At 63.9% G+C, this 17,302-nt stretch carries 19 protein-coding genes; 7 read left to right on the top strand and 12 right to left on the bottom strand.

Annotation, left to right across the window (positions count from 1 at the left end; all coding sequences use genetic code 11):
* Positions 1-81 precede the first annotated feature (81 nt).
* Positions 82-867 (top strand): SDR family NAD(P)-dependent oxidoreductase, encoded by a 786-nt coding sequence (locus ACSVIE_RS16350; RefSeq protein WP_442424528.1) that lies wholly within the window; start codon positions 82-84, stop codon positions 865-867.
* Here the strand turns inward: ACSVIE_RS16350 and ACSVIE_RS16355 are convergent.
* Complete coding sequence (locus ACSVIE_RS16355; protein ID WP_442424571.1) at positions 780-1,214, bottom strand: CBU_0592 family membrane protein; 435 nt, start codon at positions 1,212-1,214, stop codon at positions 780-782. The genes ACSVIE_RS16350 and ACSVIE_RS16355 overlap by 88 nt on opposite strands.
* 162 nt (positions 1,215-1,376) lie before the next feature.
* On the opposite strand from ACSVIE_RS16355, the gene ACSVIE_RS16360 reads away from it, so the two are divergent.
* Entirely contained in the window at positions 1,377-2,297 is a 921-nt protein-coding gene (locus ACSVIE_RS16360) for a LysR family transcriptional regulator (RefSeq protein WP_442424572.1), read from the top strand.
* Between the two features lie 2 nt (positions 2,298-2,299).
* Here the strand turns inward: ACSVIE_RS16360 and ACSVIE_RS16365 are convergent, their stop codons facing one another.
* Entirely contained in the window at positions 2,300-3,346 is a 1,047-nt protein-coding gene (locus ACSVIE_RS16365) for an FUSC family protein (RefSeq protein ID WP_442424573.1), read from the bottom strand.
* Between the two features lie 308 nt (positions 3,347-3,654).
* Between ACSVIE_RS16365 and ACSVIE_RS16370 the strand changes: the two genes are divergently transcribed.
* The 4 genes from ACSVIE_RS16370 to ACSVIE_RS16385 all read left to right on the top strand — a co-directional run bounded on the left by ACSVIE_RS16370 (position 3,655) and on the right by ACSVIE_RS16385 (position 7,219).
* Complete coding sequence (locus ACSVIE_RS16370; RefSeq protein WP_442424529.1) at positions 3,655-5,604, top strand: alpha/beta hydrolase; 1,950 nt, start codon at positions 3,655-3,657, stop codon at positions 5,602-5,604.
* Positions 5,605-5,770: 166 nt separating this feature from the next.
* The gene (locus tag ACSVIE_RS16375) at positions 5,771-6,160 is read left to right on the top strand and encodes a hypothetical protein (protein WP_442424530.1); all 390 of its coding nucleotides are present in this window, start codon (positions 5,771-5,773) and stop codon (positions 6,158-6,160) included.
* Positions 6,161-6,236: 76 nt separating this feature from the next.
* Complete coding sequence (locus ACSVIE_RS16380; protein WP_442424531.1) at positions 6,237-6,704, top strand: SRPBCC family protein; 468 nt, start codon at positions 6,237-6,239, stop codon at positions 6,702-6,704.
* Positions 6,701-7,219, top strand: coding sequence for a GNAT family N-acetyltransferase (locus ACSVIE_RS16385; RefSeq protein ID WP_442424532.1), 519 nt, complete (start codon positions 6,701-6,703; stop codon positions 7,217-7,219). Before ACSVIE_RS16380 ends, ACSVIE_RS16385 begins: the two co-directional genes overlap by 4 nt.
* Here the strand turns inward: ACSVIE_RS16385 and ACSVIE_RS16390 are convergent.
* Genes ACSVIE_RS16390 through ACSVIE_RS16400 form a run of 3 tightly spaced genes read right to left on the bottom strand, consistent with a single transcriptional unit; the run spans position 7,216 to position 9,211 of the window.
* The gene (locus tag ACSVIE_RS16390) at positions 7,216-7,617 is read right to left on the bottom strand and encodes a VOC family protein (protein ID WP_426005440.1); all 402 of its coding nucleotides are present in this window, start codon (positions 7,615-7,617) and stop codon (positions 7,216-7,218) included. The genes ACSVIE_RS16385 and ACSVIE_RS16390 overlap by 4 nt on opposite strands.
* A gap of 9 nt (positions 7,618-7,626) precedes the next feature.
* Entirely contained in the window at positions 7,627-8,250 is a 624-nt protein-coding gene (locus tag ACSVIE_RS16395) for an FMN-binding negative transcriptional regulator (RefSeq protein WP_442424533.1), read from the bottom strand.
* 28 nt (positions 8,251-8,278) lie between these two features.
* Positions 8,279-9,211: a DMT family transporter gene (locus ACSVIE_RS16400; RefSeq protein WP_442424534.1), complete on the bottom strand. Its 933-nt coding sequence runs from the start codon at positions 9,209-9,211 to the stop codon at positions 8,279-8,281.
* Here ACSVIE_RS16400 and ACSVIE_RS16405 point away from each other — a divergent pair.
* Positions 9,210-10,631 carry an aminotransferase-like domain-containing protein gene (locus ACSVIE_RS16405; protein ID WP_442424535.1) on the top strand — a complete coding sequence of 474 codons (1,422 nt, stop codon included), beginning with the start codon at positions 9,210-9,212 and terminating at the stop codon, positions 10,629-10,631. The two genes, ACSVIE_RS16400 and ACSVIE_RS16405, sit on opposite strands and share 2 nt — an antisense overlap.
* Positions 10,632-10,641: 10 nt before the next feature.
* Here the strand turns inward: ACSVIE_RS16405 and ACSVIE_RS16410 are convergent, their stop codons facing one another.
* The 7 genes from ACSVIE_RS16410 to ACSVIE_RS16440 form a co-directional block, all read right to left on the bottom strand.
* The gene (locus tag ACSVIE_RS16410) at positions 10,642-11,217 is read right to left on the bottom strand and encodes a hypothetical protein (RefSeq protein WP_442424536.1); all 576 of its coding nucleotides are present in this window, start codon (positions 11,215-11,217) and stop codon (positions 10,642-10,644) included.
* A 3-nt stretch (positions 11,218-11,220) separates the two neighbouring features.
* On the bottom strand, positions 11,221-11,772 hold the full coding sequence (locus ACSVIE_RS16415; RefSeq protein WP_442424537.1) for a hypothetical protein: 552 nt from the start codon (positions 11,770-11,772) through the stop codon (positions 11,221-11,223).
* Positions 11,769-12,365 (bottom strand): ABC transporter ATP-binding protein, encoded by a 597-nt coding sequence (locus ACSVIE_RS16420; RefSeq protein ID WP_442424538.1) that lies wholly within the window; start codon positions 12,363-12,365, stop codon positions 11,769-11,771. Before ACSVIE_RS16420 ends, ACSVIE_RS16415 begins: the two co-directional genes overlap by 4 nt.
* Positions 12,362-13,762, bottom strand: coding sequence for a hypothetical protein (locus ACSVIE_RS16425; protein ID WP_442424539.1), 1,401 nt, complete (start codon positions 13,760-13,762; stop codon positions 12,362-12,364). The genes ACSVIE_RS16420 and ACSVIE_RS16425 overlap by 4 nt, the downstream gene beginning before the upstream one ends.
* A gap of 35 nt (positions 13,763-13,797) precedes the next feature.
* On the bottom strand, positions 13,798-14,094 hold the full coding sequence (locus tag ACSVIE_RS16430; RefSeq protein WP_426005452.1) for a hypothetical protein: 297 nt from the start codon (positions 14,092-14,094) through the stop codon (positions 13,798-13,800).
* A 348-nt stretch (positions 14,095-14,442) separates the two neighbouring features.
* Complete coding sequence (locus tag ACSVIE_RS16435; RefSeq protein ID WP_442424540.1) at positions 14,443-16,065, bottom strand: MFS transporter; 1,623 nt, start codon at positions 16,063-16,065, stop codon at positions 14,443-14,445.
* Between the two features lie 289 nt (positions 16,066-16,354).
* Positions 16,355-17,137, bottom strand: coding sequence for a putative protein N(5)-glutamine methyltransferase (locus ACSVIE_RS16440; protein WP_442424541.1), 783 nt, complete (start codon positions 17,135-17,137; stop codon positions 16,355-16,357).
* Positions 17,138-17,302 lie beyond the last annotated feature (165 nt).

Below are 17,302 nucleotides of genomic sequence, written 5' to 3' on the forward strand. Positions count from 1 at the left end.
GACATTGTCATCAAATGCCATCTCGGCCGGGAAGGGAGGGGAGATGGGGTGCGGGCCGGCCGTGGGGGCTAGTCTGGGCCCATGATCACTCGAGCCAACGAACTGACTGCCTTGGTCACAGGAGCCACGGCCGGGCTCGGTGCGGAATTCGCGCGCCAGCTCGCTGAAGCAGGACACCACCTTGTCCTGGTGGCCCGCGATGAGGAGCGGCTCAAGGCCAAAGCCGGGGAATTAGAACGCGACTTCAGTATCTCGGCGGAGGTCCTGCCCGCGGACCTGACCACCGACGTCGGGGTTTCAGCAGTGGCCGACCGGCTCCGCGACCCGGGGAGTCCCGTTGACGTGCTGGTCAACAATGCCGGAATCGGGCTCCTGAAATCCTTCGAGGACAACGAGCTGGAGGAGGAACGCCGCCACTTGAGGCTCCACGTCCAGACCCCCATGGAACTGTGTCATGCCGCGCTGGAGGTCATGCTCGCCCGCGGCAAGGGAAGGATCATTAACGTCGCCAGCGTTGCGGCCTTCGCCAACCGCGGAACGTACTCGGCGGCCAAAGCCTGGCAGGTGACGTTCAGCAGGTGGGCCAACACTGTCTACGGGAAGTCCGGCGTCCAGGTCACCGCCGTGTGCCCCGGCTTCACGCACACTGAGTTCCACGACCGCATGGGCATGGACAAGTCCGTGGCGCCGCGCTTCCTGTGGCTGACCGCTGAGCGGGTGGTGCGGGAAGGACTGGAAGACAATGCCAAGGGCAAGGCAGTGTCCATCCCGACCCGGCGCTACAAGGTGGTCAGCTTCTTTGCGCGCATCCTGCCGGCAAAGCTCAGCGCCGGGCCGCCCCGGCGGCCCCTGGGGGATGCCAGCTGATCGTGGGCTGCGATATGCCCGCGGTGGTCCAATGCCAGTGATGGCTCGCCTGCATCCGGGACCGTCAGGATGGGAATGGGACCGGTTTCAGCCGTGACTACCGGTGGTTGCTGGCCAGCGCGCATCCTAAGGAGCGCAATGGCCGAGATGGCGAACCAGGCCACGTTGGTAGCCACGGAAGGCCAGGCCCCATGCAGCGTGCCGTTGATGATGAAGGCGCAGGAGCCAAAAAGGTTGACCGTCTGGAAGGTCTTGCCGGCTTTCAACCACCCCATGGACACAGCCATGTAGGCGCTAAGCATCGCAGCGGCGCCGGCCCAGCCGGTGATTTCCCACAGCAGTTCCACAGGGTGTCCTTTCACAAGTCCGGCGCTCCCCATGGCAAGGCAGGGGTAAGGCGCAAGTGTGGTTTTGTCCGGCTCCAGAACGGAGCTTTCAGTAAATTATTGAGCCGTTTTCGCTTTAGATCAATTGCATTCGCCTGAAGGTGCCATTTAGTGTTGCTTAACATGGAAATGGACCCCCGGCGGTTGCTAGTTCTCCTTGCCGTGGCCCGCACAGGCGGCATCCTGGCGGCGGCTGATGAGCTGGGAATCACGCCCTCCGCAGTGTCGCAGCAGCTCAGCAAACTTGAGAACGAGACCGGCCATGACCTTGTTCTCAGGACCCCCAAGGGCTCGGTGCTCACACCTGCCGGCCTTGCGATGGCTGAAGCGGGGGAGGAGATCGAGCGGGCGCTCAACATGGCACGCTCCCGGATGGAGGGCGGCGCCAAGGTTGCAGGCGTTGTGCGGGTAGGTGGCTTCACGAGTTTCATGCGCACCGTGGTGATTCCGCGCCTGCCCGAATGGCGCAGCCATTACCCCCAGTTGCAGGTCAGGATTGTGGAGGAAGACTTCCCGGCCCTCATGCGCCTGCTGCGCCAGCGGCAACTGGATGCGGTGGTCGTGGAACTGGACTCCACCACAGTGGAGCAACAGCCCCGCGGCGCCGGAATGATCGAGGAACCGCTCCTGGATGAACCTTGGAAGCTGGTGGTCCCCTCCGGCGCCGTGCTGTCCACGGAGAATATCGACCTCAGCCGGCTCCAGCTTCCGTGGCTGGGCGTGCAGCCCTCGGCGGCCAATGCCTCGGTGCTTGGCAGGCTCCACCACTCGACCGGCGCTCCAATAGAGATCGTCCACCAGTACCAGGACACGTTGACGGCCCTGGCATTGGTGGCAGCCGGCGAGGGAGCCGCGATTATCCCAACGTTGGCCCTGACCGGTGTTGTGCAGGATGGAGTGGACGTCCTGGACGTGCCTGGATTGGGCACCCGTCGGATCGTGCTGCGGCGCTTCGACCGGCGGAGGCCAACCAGTACTCCCGTGGACACCGTGGCGCGGCTGCTGCGTGAGTCGGCAGCAGGGTTCGACACCCGCTCGCAGTAAGCTCAGGCCACCGGCAGTCTGCCGGGAGCCCGGACCACCACCGCCACGGCGATACCGATCACGGCCCCCACGAACGTCTCAACGGCACGCTCCAACACCAGCACCCCCGGGTCCATTGGGGCCGCCAGTTGGGCGATCAGAAGCACCACCGGAGTGAAGAACACCATGGCCCAGCCGTAGTGCCGGGCCATGAACAGTTCGGTGGGGAACTGGCACAGAACCACCACCACGGCCAGTACCACTGCCTGGTGGTCCGGAAAGTACTGCAGCGGTGACATCGGTCCAGGGAAAAGGACGACGGCGACCACCACCAGGCCGAGGAACGTCCCCACGATCCTGTGGATGCCCCGGTTGACGCGGCTTGGGAGGTCCGCTCCTGCCAAGGGCACGGCCGCTGCGGCCATGGCCCAATGCGGGTGCCCGCTGCCGCTCAAAACCCCTGCGGTGCCGGCGGCGCTGACGGCAAGCACGTAGCGGGTTGCGTGGACCATGGCAGACTGGCGCAATTGGCCGCGGAATACCGGCACGTCGCGGGCGGCACGGGCAGCCCACGTCCTGTGCCGGACCCAACCGGCAAAACCGACCAGGATCGAGAAGGCGGCCGACGCTGCACCGATGAGTACCGCCGTCGTGAACGGAACACTGGTGGGGACCGACGCGCAGGCTCCCAGTGCCAGAATCCCGAAGAACGGTCCGATGGGCTTGAGGCGCACGGCATCGGCGTACAACGAGCCTGCCCCGGCGAAAAGGGTAGCCGCCAGGATTAGCCCCCAGGAATGGATGTGGTTGACGGAGAGGAACGTGCCGACCGCAAGGCCGCCCACCAGGACGAGTGCTGCCTGCGCCTGGTGCTTGAGCATGAGCTGGTGGGTTTCGTTGCGCCCGTACATCCCGGTCAACGCCCCGAATACCGCGTACATCATGAGGTCGGGGCGGCCGATGAGGATGAGGACCACAGCCGGGACAGCGACGCTGAGCGCGACACGGACGGCAGACAGGCGGTCGTTGTCCGCCGGTCCGATCCTGTGGAGTTCGCGGGCGAGCGTCATGAAAGCGGGCACGGGAACACCACCAATCGCTAAGGGTTTGCTGTCGAAATTATCAGGGCCGTTGGCGACCCCGCCATAAGCCCGGTCACACCCCGTAGTAACGGCCGGCCCTGGGCTGCGCGGCTGCAGTTCCGTCATGAATCCACGGCCGGGACCACTCCCAAGCGTCAGGGTTTTGGGCGGAAGTGGACGGCGTGGGGATTGCTTTTGATGATGGCGTTGCTGACGCATTGATCGGTGCTGCCGAATCGGCGGACCGGGCTCTGCGTTTAGAGGGTGGGTTTTTGGACAGCGCCCTGGATCAGGCGATGGAACACTTTTCGGGCGGTTACGCGCGCTTGTTCGCTGCCGCGTGCGTGGCAAGGTCGGAGGACCGCGGCCGGTTGGGCGGCATCCTCGCGGCCCTTGCCGATGATGTCCGGAGTGCCAAGCTGAAGGCCCGGGAAGAGAAGGACCGGCAGGAAGAACTCGCGGCGTGGCAGCGCCGTGAGGAGGTCAGGGAACAGCAGCGACGCGCTGCCCCTTTCGGTGTCCTGTTGGAGTTCGACGGCTTGCTGTTTGACGTAAAGCCCTCGGACATAGCCATCGCGGCGCCAACGATTTCCGCCCCGTTTTCTGTTCGGGGTCGGCCTCGGTTTGCCGGAAACTCAAGCGACGGGACTACCTCTGCTGAGCCAGGAAGGCTGCGTGCTTTTGCGGGCCAGTCCCGTGCCGCCAACAACATCCTTAGCGCAGAGTTTGGCAGGGTACGTGCTGCGTGGAGTGCCTTCGTCGATTTGTGTTCCTGGGCGCCGATAGACCAGGCCACAGTGGTGTTCGGTTTCGAGAGACTGATAGCAGAAAACGCCAGTGATGCGGATTGGGTGGAGAAGATAGCCGCCGCTTTCGAAGCAGCCGGGAGCGGTTACTTGGCCGACACAGCACTTAACGGGCTGTTTCTGCACTACGCGGAGCCTGGCCAGATCAGTTTGCGTGATATCGCCACCCTGAGCTCGGCAGAGTTGAGGGCCTGGCTCGCAGTTCCTGCCAAAAGAGACAGACTGGGCGGACTCCTCCGTGCGCAAGGATACGATCCTGCGTTGACTGCTGCGTGGTGGTCGGGGCTGGGGCAAACGGTAGATCCCGGCACCGGGAAAGTCACCGTGGGTGAGACCCAGCGGCTCCTTATCGAAGCCTTCCCGGGGATCATCGGGAATTTGCAGGGTGTTGCTTACACAGCACGTGACTTGGCCAACCGGCTGGTGTTGACGCGGCAACTGGAGGAGTTTGATGTTTTTGTACGTCAGTCAGCGATGGGAGCTCAGCCTGCTCCAGCGGCATGGTTGAAGAGCCCGGGGCACCTTGAGCGGCTCAAGAGCATCCGGAATGCACTAACTTCGGGCCGCAGCGGGGCGGTGAAACAGCTGATTAGCCTGAACCTCGACCAGCCAGGTGCCGCGATCAGCGTGGGCGACCTGGACGCCGCCAAGGTCACCACCTACCAGGTCCCTGGGGTCGATACCACGGTTTCGAAAAGCATGTTCGATCTTACGATCGCCGCTGATGTTCAATACTCCCAGCAATATCAGGCCGCGGGTGACAGCGTCTCCCGGGCTGGCACGCCGCCGCGGTTGGCTGTGGTGGGATGGGTGGCTTTTGAACCGGCCCCGGCCGCCGGAGTCTACGACGACGGCAACGCCTGGACAGGCGGGGACTTCCTGAGCAAGGACATCAAGGTGCTCGCCGCCGTGCAGGACAGCCTCGGGAACACCGCGAGCAACAACGTTTCAGCCCTTTCCTACGGTACTTTGACGGCCCAGGCAGCGGCCATGGAAGGTTTGGCGGTGGACAGTATCAACCTCAATGCCGACATCGGCGTCCTCCCCGGTGTCTGCGGCGTGCAGGACTTCCACTTGAATCCGGGTGCCGAGGTGTATCAGACCAAGTTCACAGTTGACCAGGTTTCCGAACTTGGGAACTTGGGCAGGCACCACATCCAGGATGCCCATGTCCAGACGGACCAGAGCCCGTTGGGAGGTCCGTCGTTTACGGTCCCCGTCCCAGGCTTTGGAGCGACACAGCTCGGCGCCGATGGGACCGCAGCAACGGAAACCGAGATGGCAAGATTACCGACCGAGAACCACGGTTGGCTTGAGTCGGATGGGAAGCGTGGTTACGCCTCGCTCAATACCGAATCCAGTGTGAATCAGGCCTATGCCTCCCTTGGGCTTACAGCCAAGCTGACGAATTCCGGAAAGCCCGTGGTGCATCACGAATGACGAAAACCCCTTGTTGAAACTGATGCTCCCTCCTGCCTTGGCGGCCGCTTGTCTGCTGGTGCTGTCCAGCTGCGCTTCGGCGCCTCCTGGCGAGGGGTTGTCGGGGGCTTCAACCCTGCATGCCACCCAACCCGGGCGGCTGCCCAATGATGGAAAGGGAGCAACCATGACCCCGGATGAGGCCCGTGAGGAGTTCTTCGGTCTGCTTGATGAGATCCAGGCCATGGCACCCGGTGCCTGGGTCAATAAGGATGTCCCGGCTGGTGGGTACTGCAATTTCCAGGGAACCGGAAACGGCAAAAAATTTGCCGGTACCCGGGCCATGGCCCCTCTCAGTCTGGCCGACAGGGAAGTGCTGCGGCAGAAAGTCCGGGCGTTCTATGAGTCCCGGGGTTACATCGTTCAGGTGTTCGACCAATCTACTGCCGATAACAAACTCATCATGACCACCGCCCATGGACCCGACGGCTTAACCATCGCAGTGTCTACCGGTGATCTGCGGACCGCGGTGTATGGCTTCAGCCGCTGTGTTCCCGATCCCGAGAGCTGGAAATAACCGCTGCGTAAGGGCGTTCCCTGACCGACCACTATTAAGAGCCCTCCAATCACAAAAGGTCTGGAAAAATCGAGGTATGCCCGTAGTTTTCGTCTGCCGCACCCGTTCTGCCCTGGCCCCGGAACAGCTCTTCGACCTGTCCCGCGACATCGATTTCCACGTCGGCTCCATGAAGAAGAGCAGGGAACGCGCCATCGCCGGCGTCACTTCCGGGCTCATCTCCGAGGGGGAGGAAGTCACCTGGCAGGCGTGGCATCTCGGAGCCAGGTTCCGCATGACCAGCAGGATCGTGCGGATGGAGGCACCGGCGTCGTTCTCCGACGAGCAGGTGCGCGGACCGTTCAAGTACCTCAGGCATACGCATGAGTTCAGGCCGGAACGGAACGGAACCCTCATGGTGGACACCGTGGAATTCGCGGCGCCCTTCGGTATCCTGGGACGGCTGGTGGAGAAGCTGGTGCTGGCAAGGTACATGGAGAACCTGATCAAGGAACGCAACCGGTTCCTGGTTGGCCAGCCAGCCGCCGTGGAGGGCGAACCATGATCCGGCTCGCGCGGGTGGAAGACCTTCCGCTGTTGCAGGATATCGAGCGGGCGGCCGGGGAAGCATTCCGCGGGCTGGGCATGGATTCGGTCGCGGATGACGACCCCGCTTCCCTGGACGAACTGCAGGTATATGCAGCAGCGTCACGCGCCTGGGTCTACGCCGACGGCCTGGATTTCCCGGTTGCTTACGTGCTGGTGGACGTGGTGGATGGCAACGCCCACGTGGAGCAGGTCACCGTCCACCCTGACGCGGCCCACCAGGGACTGGGCCGCGAGCTGCTGCATGCAGCCCGAATCTGGGGCCGGGGCCATGGCATGCAGCGCCAGACCCTCAGCACCTTTCGCGACGTTCCGTGGAACGCGCCCTATTACCGCCGCCTGGGTTTTGAGGAGCTCGACGCCGGAACCTGGGGTCCGCAGCTCACCCGCCTCATGGAACACGAGGCGGAGCTAGGCCTGACCCGCTGGCCCCGCTTGGCCATGTGGCGGCCTACCGCGCCCCCTGGCCACTAGTCTGCAACAAGCTCCACTTCGTAACTGTCGGTGTTTACCAAGTACGCCGCGTAATGACTGGGCCCACCTGCGTGTGGGTACTTCGATTCGAACATCTCATACCATCCGGCGTCTGCACCAAGTTCGCGGATCCGGTCCACGTTGGCCGGTGTTCCGGCGTGGAACGCGAGATGGTTGAGCCCCGGATCCGTCCTCCTGTGGGCCGTTGCCGTGATGGCGTCGGAAGATTCCACCACCACGTACATCCCGCCGAGCCGCCAACTGCAGCCTGTGGGCCACTCCTGGAACGGCTCGTATCCGAGTTCCGCCAGGAGCCAGCCCCATTCCTCCCTGGCACGCTCAAGATGCGGTACCCAGATCTCGATGTGGTGGATGGACCCCACCTGAACCTCGCCCATGGGGGGAGTCTACGAGGTCCGCGCCCGTTCCACATCTGCGGCACATGCAGCGTCCCCCGCCGACCGGAGCCCGGCGATCACTCCGTCTACGTCCGCTGATGTGCGGTTCTGGCTTAGTTTCGTCTTCGCCTCCACCCGCCGGATGACCAGTTCGACGCCGACGATCGCCCTCAGCTGTCCGGCGATGAAGCGCTCGGGTGCTTCATCCACCGACCAAGGGCACGGCATCGCGGCCTCGTGCTGATCGGACAACTGGCGGACGTGCCGGGCCAGCCATTCGACGTCGTCATGGACAACAAGTTCCCCGTAGACGTGGGCCGTGGAGTAGTTCCAGGTGGGAACCACCCTGCCGTGTTCGGCCTTGGAGGCGTACCAGGACGGGGAAATGTAGGCGTCCGCGCCTTGGACGATCATCAAGGCCTCCCCGATCGCAGGAGACGACCACTGGCTGTTGTTCCGGGCCATGTGGGACTGCAATGCTCCGTGCTCCCCGACGCCCGGGTTGTAGACAAAGGGCAGGAGTGTGGCCAGCGGCCCCTCGGATGACGAAGTCACCAGGTGGGCAGCGCCGGTTTGGCGCAGCAAGGCATCGACTGCTTCAGGCGACGCAGCGAAGTGGGCGGGTGTGTACATGGGTTCTTCCTTTCAGTTGGGTGCGCAGCTAAGAGCCCGACGGCGGCGCGAGCCTCACGCGGACGGCGGCACCTGCGCAGAAAATGACGAGGAGCCCGCCAAACACGGTCGCCCAGGTCAGTGGCTCTCCCAGGAGCAACCATGCCCAGGCAATGGTCATGACGGGCTGAACCAACTGGATCTGGCTGACCTGCGCCATGGGTCCGATGGCCAGGCCGTGGTACCAGGCGAAGAAGCCGAGGAACATGCTCACTGCGCCGAGGTAGGCGAAGGACCACCATTGTCCAGGGGCGGCCTGGGGCATTCCGGAATCCAGCGAAACCAGCGTGAGCACGATCATGACGGGTGACGCTACGACCAGGGCCCAGGAGATGGTCTGCCAGGCACCCAACTCCCGTGCCAGGAGGCCGCCTTCCGCGTACCCGACGGCAGCAGCCACCACGGCGCCCAGCAGCAGCAGGTCCGCCCAGTGAAGTGAGCCAAGGCCGCCGGACTGGATGAACGCGAAAGCCAGGGCCGCCAGGACACCGACAACGGTCAGGACCCAGAACAGGGCCCGGGGACGTTCCCGGCTGCGGAGGACCGCTACTGTGGCCGTGGCCGCCGGAAGTAGGGCGATCACCACGGCTCCATGGCTGGCGGAGGTGCTGGTGAGGGCGAACGTGGTCAACAGCGGGAAGCCGGCCACAATGCCGGCGGCGACCACGGCAAGCCGGAACCACTGAAGCCCGTGGGGGAAGCGTTGGCGTGTCACGGCCAAGGCAACGGCGGCCAAGGATGCTGCCACCACTGCGCGGCCGGCGCCGATGAACAGCGGGGCCAGCCCTTCCACGGCCACCCTGGTCAGCGGAACGGTGAGGGAGAATGCAAGGACGCCCAGGAGGCCCCACAGGATTCCGGTGGACGTCCGGCTCGGTACCAGTGGCCGCGAAAAGGTAGTAGCGCTACTATTGTGACTCATGAACAACGATAGCAGTTCACGGATTGCTGCGGAACTGAAGGCGTGGATCGCTTCCGCCGCCCCGGGTGCGAAACTGCCATCCACCCGCCAGTTGGTGACTGAACACCAGGCAAGTCCGGTCACCGTGCAAAAGGCCTTGCGAACCTTGACAGCACAGGGCCTGGTGGAGAGCCGGCCGGGTGTGGGGACCTTCGTCCGGGCCTACCGGATGGCCCGCCCCGCCGACTACGGATGGCAGACTGCGGCATTGCGGCCAGCCCAGGCCGCCCGTCCCTTGAACGCCGCCGCCATGCGCAGCGCATCCAACGATGTCATCGCCTTCCATTCCGGCTACCCGGACCGCGAGCTTCTCCCTGAGCGACTGGTCCGTTCGGCGCTGGGCAGGGTCGCCCGGAGCGAGGCTGCACTGTCGCGTCCGCCGGCGCAGGGGCTCCCGGAACTGCAATCGTGGTTCGCGCAGGAACTCAGTACCTCAACACCAACGGGAGTAACACCGCCTCAGCCGGGCGACGTCGTCGTACTTCCGGGAAGCCAGAGCGGACTCAGCTCGATATTCCGCGGACTGGTGGGTCACGGGCAACCCCTGCTGGTGGAGTCGCCCACCTACTGGGGTGCGCTGCTGGCCGCGGGGCAAGCCGGTGTCCGGGTGATTCCGGTGGCCAGCGGTCCCGAGGGACCGGACCCCGACGAACTCGCGCGGGCGTTCGAGGAGTCAGGTGCCCGGGTGTTCTACGCCCAACCGAATTTTGCCAACCCTACTGGCGCGCAGTGGTCCGCCCAACGGGCAGAGGAGGTGCTGCAGATCGTGCAGCGGTACGGCGCCTTCCTTGTGGAGGACGACTGGGCACACGACTTTGGCATCACCGCACCGTCAGCGCCGGTGGCTGCCAAGGACGACTCCGGCCACGTGGTCTACATCCGTTCGCTGACCAAGAGCGTCTCGCCTGCCATCCGGGTGGCGGCCCTGATCGCCCGCGGACCCGCCCGGGAAAGGATCATGGGCGCGCAGGCGGCCGAGTCGATGTACGTCAGCGGACTGCTGCAGGCGGCAGCCCTCGACGTCGTCACCCAGCCCGGGTGGAAGGCCCACCTGCGGGGTCTGAGCCACCAACTGCAGTCGCGGCGCGACCTCCTGGCCACCAGCCTCCGCGACCACGTGCCTCAGGCGCATCTCAGCCACCTGCCCAAAGGCGGCTTGAACCTGTGGTTGCGTCTGCCGGACGGGTTCGACGCCGAACAGCTCACCAGGGACTGCGAGGCCGCCGGTGTACTGATCGCGGCGGGAACGGAATGGTTCCCGGCCGAACCCGAAGGGCCTTGCATCCGCCTCAACTATGCCGGCCCCAACCCTGCAGCTTTTCCGGAAGGGGCTCGGATTGTGGGTGAGGCCGTGCGCGAGCAGCTGGGCCGCGTGCCTTAAGGGCAGTGACCTAGGCAGGTCCCCCGGCCACCAGCAACACCGAGTTGACGATCGTGACGATCGCGAACAGCACGGCGAGCCGGCCCACAGGCGCCCCCAGGGTTTTGCGGGCCAAAACTACGTAGATCGCGGCACCCACAGCCCCGAAGAGGATCCTCAGCCAGGCCTGGCCCAGCACGCCCAGTGCGTCCGGAGCAGTAAACGCGTCCGCGGCAAGAAACAGGCCGAGGACTGTCAGCATGAAGGGGATCTGCCCCAAAAGCACCCAGAACCAACTGCTGCGCAGCGTGGGAGCCTGCCCCCGGACGATGCCTTTGTAGATCAGCCGCAGGACCAGCGCTTGGAGGAATGATGCCAGGGCGCTCCATACAATGACACCGACCCGGAGGAAGGTGACCAGCACCTCCTGGCTGGAGAACTGGTTGTACTCGGCGTTCTCGGCCACCAGCCGGTCGATGCCGGTTCCCACCGCCACCTGGGCAGCTGCGGTGTAGGCCAGCAGGAGGGCTATGATCCAGGCCGGGTTGACCTTCTTCACCGCCGCGGGCGCCGGCTGGTTGGAGGTTGCGGGATACGCGGGGGTCATTGCTTACCTTTCCAGAAGAGCATGCTCGGCCCACTCGGCAAGGGCCGCGAGGATGTAAAAGATGAACGGCGCGGCCAGGACGCCGCGGAGCGTGGCGCCGGCGTCGCGCCAGCTGTGGACTTTACGGGCCGCGCCCAGCAGAACCGGCCACAGGACGCGGGCGCCTTGGATGGTCAGTGCCCACGCAATGACCTCCAAGGGCACGTGGACGACGGTCAGCGCCAGGGTCTTCTCCACCCCGGCGGCTGCCATGCTGCCCACCATCCCCATGCCCAGCCAGAATCCGTTCAGGACCATCATCAACGTGGCACCGTAGTGCGTCAGGAAGAGTGCCAGCACGGCAAGGGCGGTGTTGTGCAGGAAAATGCCGTGCGCCGTGATGGCTGGCGCGTCAGTCCCGGTGTCCCAGGTGAACAGTGACGCAAAGCCTGCACCGCAGGCGACGGCCACGAGGATTTTGGCAAGGTCCTTGCCCAGGTTGGGGAACCTGTTCCGGATTCCGGTGGTGAAAGCCCGGAACCCGGTGGCTCGGCTCCTGTCGGGAAGGACTGTCACTTGCGTGCTCCTGTGGTTTCCAGCTCCACTCCGTGGCCGGGCCCGATACTGAGGTCGTAGTCGGTCCAGTGATCGTCCTCGTGGGTGGCAACGATGACCAGCTGGTTCCGGCCTGCCTCCCGGATCGCCTGCCGTGCCGTGGCGGAGGCCTCGCGGTCCAAACCGTTCAGGGGTTCGTCCAGCAGCAGCACGTCCACGTTCCTGAGGGACAGGGCTATCCTCAGGACCAGCCGCTGCCGCTGGCCCAGGGAGAGGTCGCTCACTTTGGCAGCCAGCAGTTGTTCGGTCAGGAGCCCGTCCCGGGGAATGTCTCCGGTGAGCGGCCTGACCATTTCCAGGACTTCGCTGGCACGGAGGTAGTCGAGCGTCAGGAAGTCCGTGTCCAGATAGACCGCCGAGTACTCCTTGCGCCAGGCTTTGATGTCCTGGCAGGAGGTGGCGAGAATGCCGCCCAACAACTTGAGCAGGGTCGTTTTGCCGGAACCGTTGGGGCCCCGCAGGGCTACAACGCCCGTTTCCGGGAGTTCGATCGCGGTGGCATCAAAAATCACATGGGCGCCAAAGGCATGGTCAACGCGGGCAAGGGACTTCATGCATCTTCCGTTTCTGTTGCCGAGAGTTCACGCAGCCAGGATGTGGCGTCGGCCAGGACCACGCCGGTCAGCAACCCGGCTACCAGGACCAATGCTCCGGAAGCCATGGCCAGCCAAGGGTTTTCCGTGGCCTGCGGATTGACCGCGCCGAGGATCCCGGAGAAGACCACTGCCACGCCCGCGCACACGGCGGCCCCCAGGCCTGCCTTGGATTTCTGCGCCAACTGCGAAATATGGGAGGCCGGCAATATGGCCGTACGCCGTTGGATAACCAAGGCGTCAATGCTCGTTTCAAGGCTAACAAGTGCGGCCAGCAATACGGCCTGAAGGGCGTAGCCGCTGACGACCAGGGTTATCGCCAATGCCACACTGGCCGGCAATACCAGCAGCAGATAGGTCAGCAGGCTTCTGATAATAAGTGGTCTTATGTGATGGGGTGCCAGCCGATAAAGGAATAGCGAATATCCTGCTGTTTCAGGAGAAGATATCCGTGCAAATGAAGAACGGAAAAGGACGAGGCCCAGGAAGAATACCGCTAGCGAAATAAAGGGAGCAGTCCATGGCCAAGGCGTTGACCCGGCAAGAGGCAGTGCTGCGCCGGCAAAAATAAACAGGCTTCCGGATTTCACGCTGAGGTCAATCAGCAGGCCCCTCGATTGCAGGGCGCGGACATGGGCTGACGCTTTGTACAGCAGGGGTGTGGCGAAGACCGTGACGGCGAGCCCCAGGGAAAGCGACAGCACCGTGGATGCTATGCCGCCACCCAGGATGCCGGCTGTTGTGGCGAGCCATGGCGCCTGTGCCGCAACAGCCACGAGGCTCCCGGCTCCTGCGGAAACCGCCGCGATCGCGAGGGGCCGTATCAACCAGGGCTTGGCGGCGGAAAGGACCAGTGCCAAGGCTGCCAGCAGGCTGAGTGTCGCCAGGATGTTGCCCGCCCCGGCCCACCGCAGGTTCTGGACAACGAGCATCAGGGCGAGGCCCGCATCGAGCAGGACCACCCCTGCACGCATGCCGGTATCCAGTGCCTGCGACACGGTGTTCCAGTGGCGATGGCTCCGCCTGTAACGGCGCCGGGCTTGAAGCAGTGCTACCGCGAGCAGGACTCCCGCGACGCCCGCCAGTTCCGGGGTGGTGACAGGAATCCCCAGTGGTTCCAGGCCTGCTTCCGGCGGAGTCCATGCCAGCCCGGCGACAATCAGCAGCAGCGTCAGGAACTGCCCGGCCAGCAGGAAGCCGTTGGCTGTCCCGGCGCCAACACGAAAGCCGAGGCTTCCCGCGATGTCCTGGAAGCGGTGGGACCTCCGCCGGAAGTCATTGGTGAAGGTTGCCCGGCACCCGGAGAGGACCACACTGAAGGCACGGTCATGCCGATGGGCGGCGATGGGTGAATTCAAAGTGGCCCTCTCTGGGTCAGGCGTCTATCAGCGGTTTACCAGGCGACGAACTGCTTCAGGGCCCACTTCTTGGCCAGCCCGAAGATCAGTCCGGCCAGCGCCGTGCCAATGCCGAACGATGCCACGATTGCTGCAGCTGCAGCGGCCCAGGACAGGGCGTTCAAGGCAAAGTAGAGATTTGTTGCCAGGCCGGAAGAAATGCCCAGCGTTGCAACAGCCTGGAAAGCCACGGACAGGGTCGCGAAGAAGGCCAAGGTGACGCCTCCAATTTTCGCCACCTGGGCCGGAGTACGACCGAAAATGCGCTTACCGCCATCAACAGCAGTTGACATGAGAGTGCCCTTTCAATATTTATCCCATGGGATATGAATGTGATGAGTCTGGTTATCCAATGCGGGAGGAAATTTCCCGAACCGGACAACCGTGAATGAGCGTTGCGGGTTTTCTGCGGTAAGTCAAGTCAAGCGAAGCGGCTTGTCATGCGGGATATCTGCGCTACGATACAGCTGTTTCATAAAACGAATTGATCGACTCAGGGGGAGAGTCCATGCTGAAACACGTCTGCCATTTAACGCCCGCAGCCACCAATCCAAGGAGAGCGCCTTGGGATCGGTGGCTGCAGTGGGCGGCTGCCTGCCGCGGGTGTTGAACGCTGCGCAGAAGTTGCAGTCAGATGGCTCCTAGACGGAAGCCAGATCCTTCTTGTCGTTGCCGAATGCCACGTTGTCCACGGGCTGGCCATCAAACGGCATCTCATCCAGGTTGATCAGGGGATTGGTGTCCTGCGTGGCTACCAGTTCCCGTGCTTCTGCCTGGGTGTCCACGCTGGGCATGGAGCCGGGCAGGGGACGCTGGGCGGATTCACGCAGGAAGTAGATCGCGATTGCACCAACAATGGACGTTGCCATCAGGTAGTACGCCGGCATCATGTCGCTGCCGGTTCCCTCGATCAGGCCCTGCACGATGAACGGGGTGGTGCCGCCGAAGATCGCCACGGAGAAGTTGTAGGCAATGCCCATTCCGCCGTAGCGGCTGGAGGTGGGGAACAGTGCCGGCAGTGCCGAAGCAAGGTTGGCCACGTAGAACGTCACCGGGAAGGCAACCAGGGCCAGGCCGGCCAGCGTGGACCAGATCTCGCCAAGGCCGATCAGCAGGAACGCGGGAACCGCGAACAGGATGGTGCTGCCTGCGCCGATCCACAGCACGGGGCGGCGGCCGATGCGGTCTGACAGCTTGCCCGTCAGCGGGATGCAGATCGCCATGACCACCAGGACGGGGATCGTCAGCAGGGTGCCGTGAACGGGATCGTAGCCCTTGGAGTCGGTCAGGTAAGTGGGCATGTAGGAGGTCAGGGCGTAACCGACCGTGTTGGCGGCCGCGGCGAGGATCATGGCCAGCACGATCTGGCGCCAGTAGGCCTTGATGATGCCCACCGGACCCTTGGCAGCGTCCGCATCCTTTGATGCGGCGTCCTTGGCGAAGGCCTCCTGGGCGTCCAGGGTGGCCTGGAACTGGGGTGACTCCTCGATCTTGCTGCGGAAGTACACGGCAATCAGGCCCAGCGGACCTGCGATGAGGAACGGAATCCTCCAGCCCCATTCCTCCATGGCGGCCTGTCCGAGCGTGAGCTGCAGGACCGAAACCAGGGCGGCGCCGAGGGCGAATCCGATGTAGCTGCCCATGTCGAGGAAGCTGGCAAAGTAGCCTCGGCGCTTGTCCGGAGCGTACTCGCTGACGAAAGTAGTGGCACCGGCGTACTCTCCACCGGTGGAAAAGCCCTGGACGAGCTTGAGGATGACCAGGAGCGCGGCGGCCCAGATGCCGATCTGCGCGTAGCCAGGCAAGAGCCCGACGGCGAAAGTACTTGCCGCCATCAGCATCAGTGTCGCTGCGAGCACCTTCTGGCGGCCCATCTTGTCGCCGAGCCAACCGAACACTACGCCGCCGAGAGGGCGTGCGATGAAGGTGGCAGCAAACGTACCCAGGAGGAAGAGGGTTTGGACGGACTTGTCAGCTTCCGGAAGGAAGACAGGTCCCATGGTGGTGATGAGGTAACCGAAGACACCCACGTCATACCATTCCATGGTGTTGCCGACGATCGTGCCGCCGAGGGCTTTCTTCAGCATCGGCTGGTCCACCACATTGACGTCGGATTCCTTCAACCGGCGCCTGGGGCGGAGTTTGCCCTTCTTGGGGCTCTTGACTGCATGCGTGGCGGCCGTTGCATGGCCTGCCGTTACCTGTGGTCCGGCGGCGTTCCTTGCGCCATCCGGAGAGACGGTGTTGCTTGGGTCTATGGGCATTTGGGCTTCTCCTAGGGAGGTCATTTGCTTGCGACTTCTGCTGCCCCGCTCTGGGCAGGTGTTCAATTTTACGGGGTTTGTGCCCAAAACCCGAGTTGAGATCCGATTTTTGGGCCGTTTCTGGACGCAAATTGCCCAGTTGTGTTGCATCTCATTGCCCGGTTTTGCCCTGTAAAGACGCGGATGTTGGCCCGTTTTTGCCCTCCGGAGCACGTTGTTACCAAATTGTTTGGCTTAGCCCACCGAAACGGCCGTTTAGTGCGCCAAAAACTGACGGGTCGCCCCAAGGTCAGGGGATGGAGGCGACCACCACCGTGGCACCCTCCTCGTCTTCGACGAAGACCTCAGCCGCGAGCCCTGCGGCGACCATCACGCGGGCTGTCCCGGCGGCCTGCCTGGATGACGTTTCCAGAACCAGCGCGCCACCCGGTGCCAACCACTCAGCCGCCTCCCCGGCGACCCGCCGCTGGACCTCCAAACCGTCAGTGCCGCCGTCGAGCGCTGCCGCTGACTCATGCAGGCGCGCCTCCGGTGGCATCAGCGCGATCATGTCCGTGGGAACATACGGTGCGTTCACCACCAGCGCTTCCACGCGGCCCCTAAGACGGGGCGGAAGAGCGTCATAGAGGTCGCCTTCAAAGACGTGTCCGCTCCGCGGCTGGACGTTAAGCCGTGCGCAGGCCACGGCGTTCGGATCGATGTCGGCCGCATACAGCTCGCAGCCGCCCACCAGGTCGCTGACGGCTGCGCCGATGGCGCCGGAACCACAGCACAAGTCCACGACGACGGCCTCGGGCTTGCCCAGCGCGGCAACGAGGTGCGCCGCCTTCCGGACAAGGTATTCAGTGCGCCGGCGCGGAACGAAAACACCTGGCCGGATGATCATCCTGCTGCCGCAAAAGTCCACCCAGCCCAGGATGTGTTCCAAGGGGAATCCTTGGACCCGCTGTTCAACCAGATGCTCAAGGTGGTCCCGTCCGTTGGCAGCTTCCAGCAGCAGCCGCGCCTCATCCTCGGCAAAAACGCAGCCTGCCGTACGCAGCCTTTCGACGATAGCGGAGGACCCGGTCATGCTGGAATGCTAGCCGAGGGGTTCACAAACACCGCAGAGGGTAGTTAGGGTATGACGCATGGGAACACTGATTTTTGAGTAAACCGGCCTTTTCGCCCGTTTACATCCGACCAAGAATCCACGCCTGTAGAGGCCATGCCTCCATGCCGTTCCCGTTGTCGACGC

This window comes from Paenarthrobacter sp. NCHU4564 (assembly GCF_052156435.1).
Classification (GTDB): Bacteria; Actinomycetota; Actinomycetes; order Actinomycetales; family Micrococcaceae; genus Arthrobacter.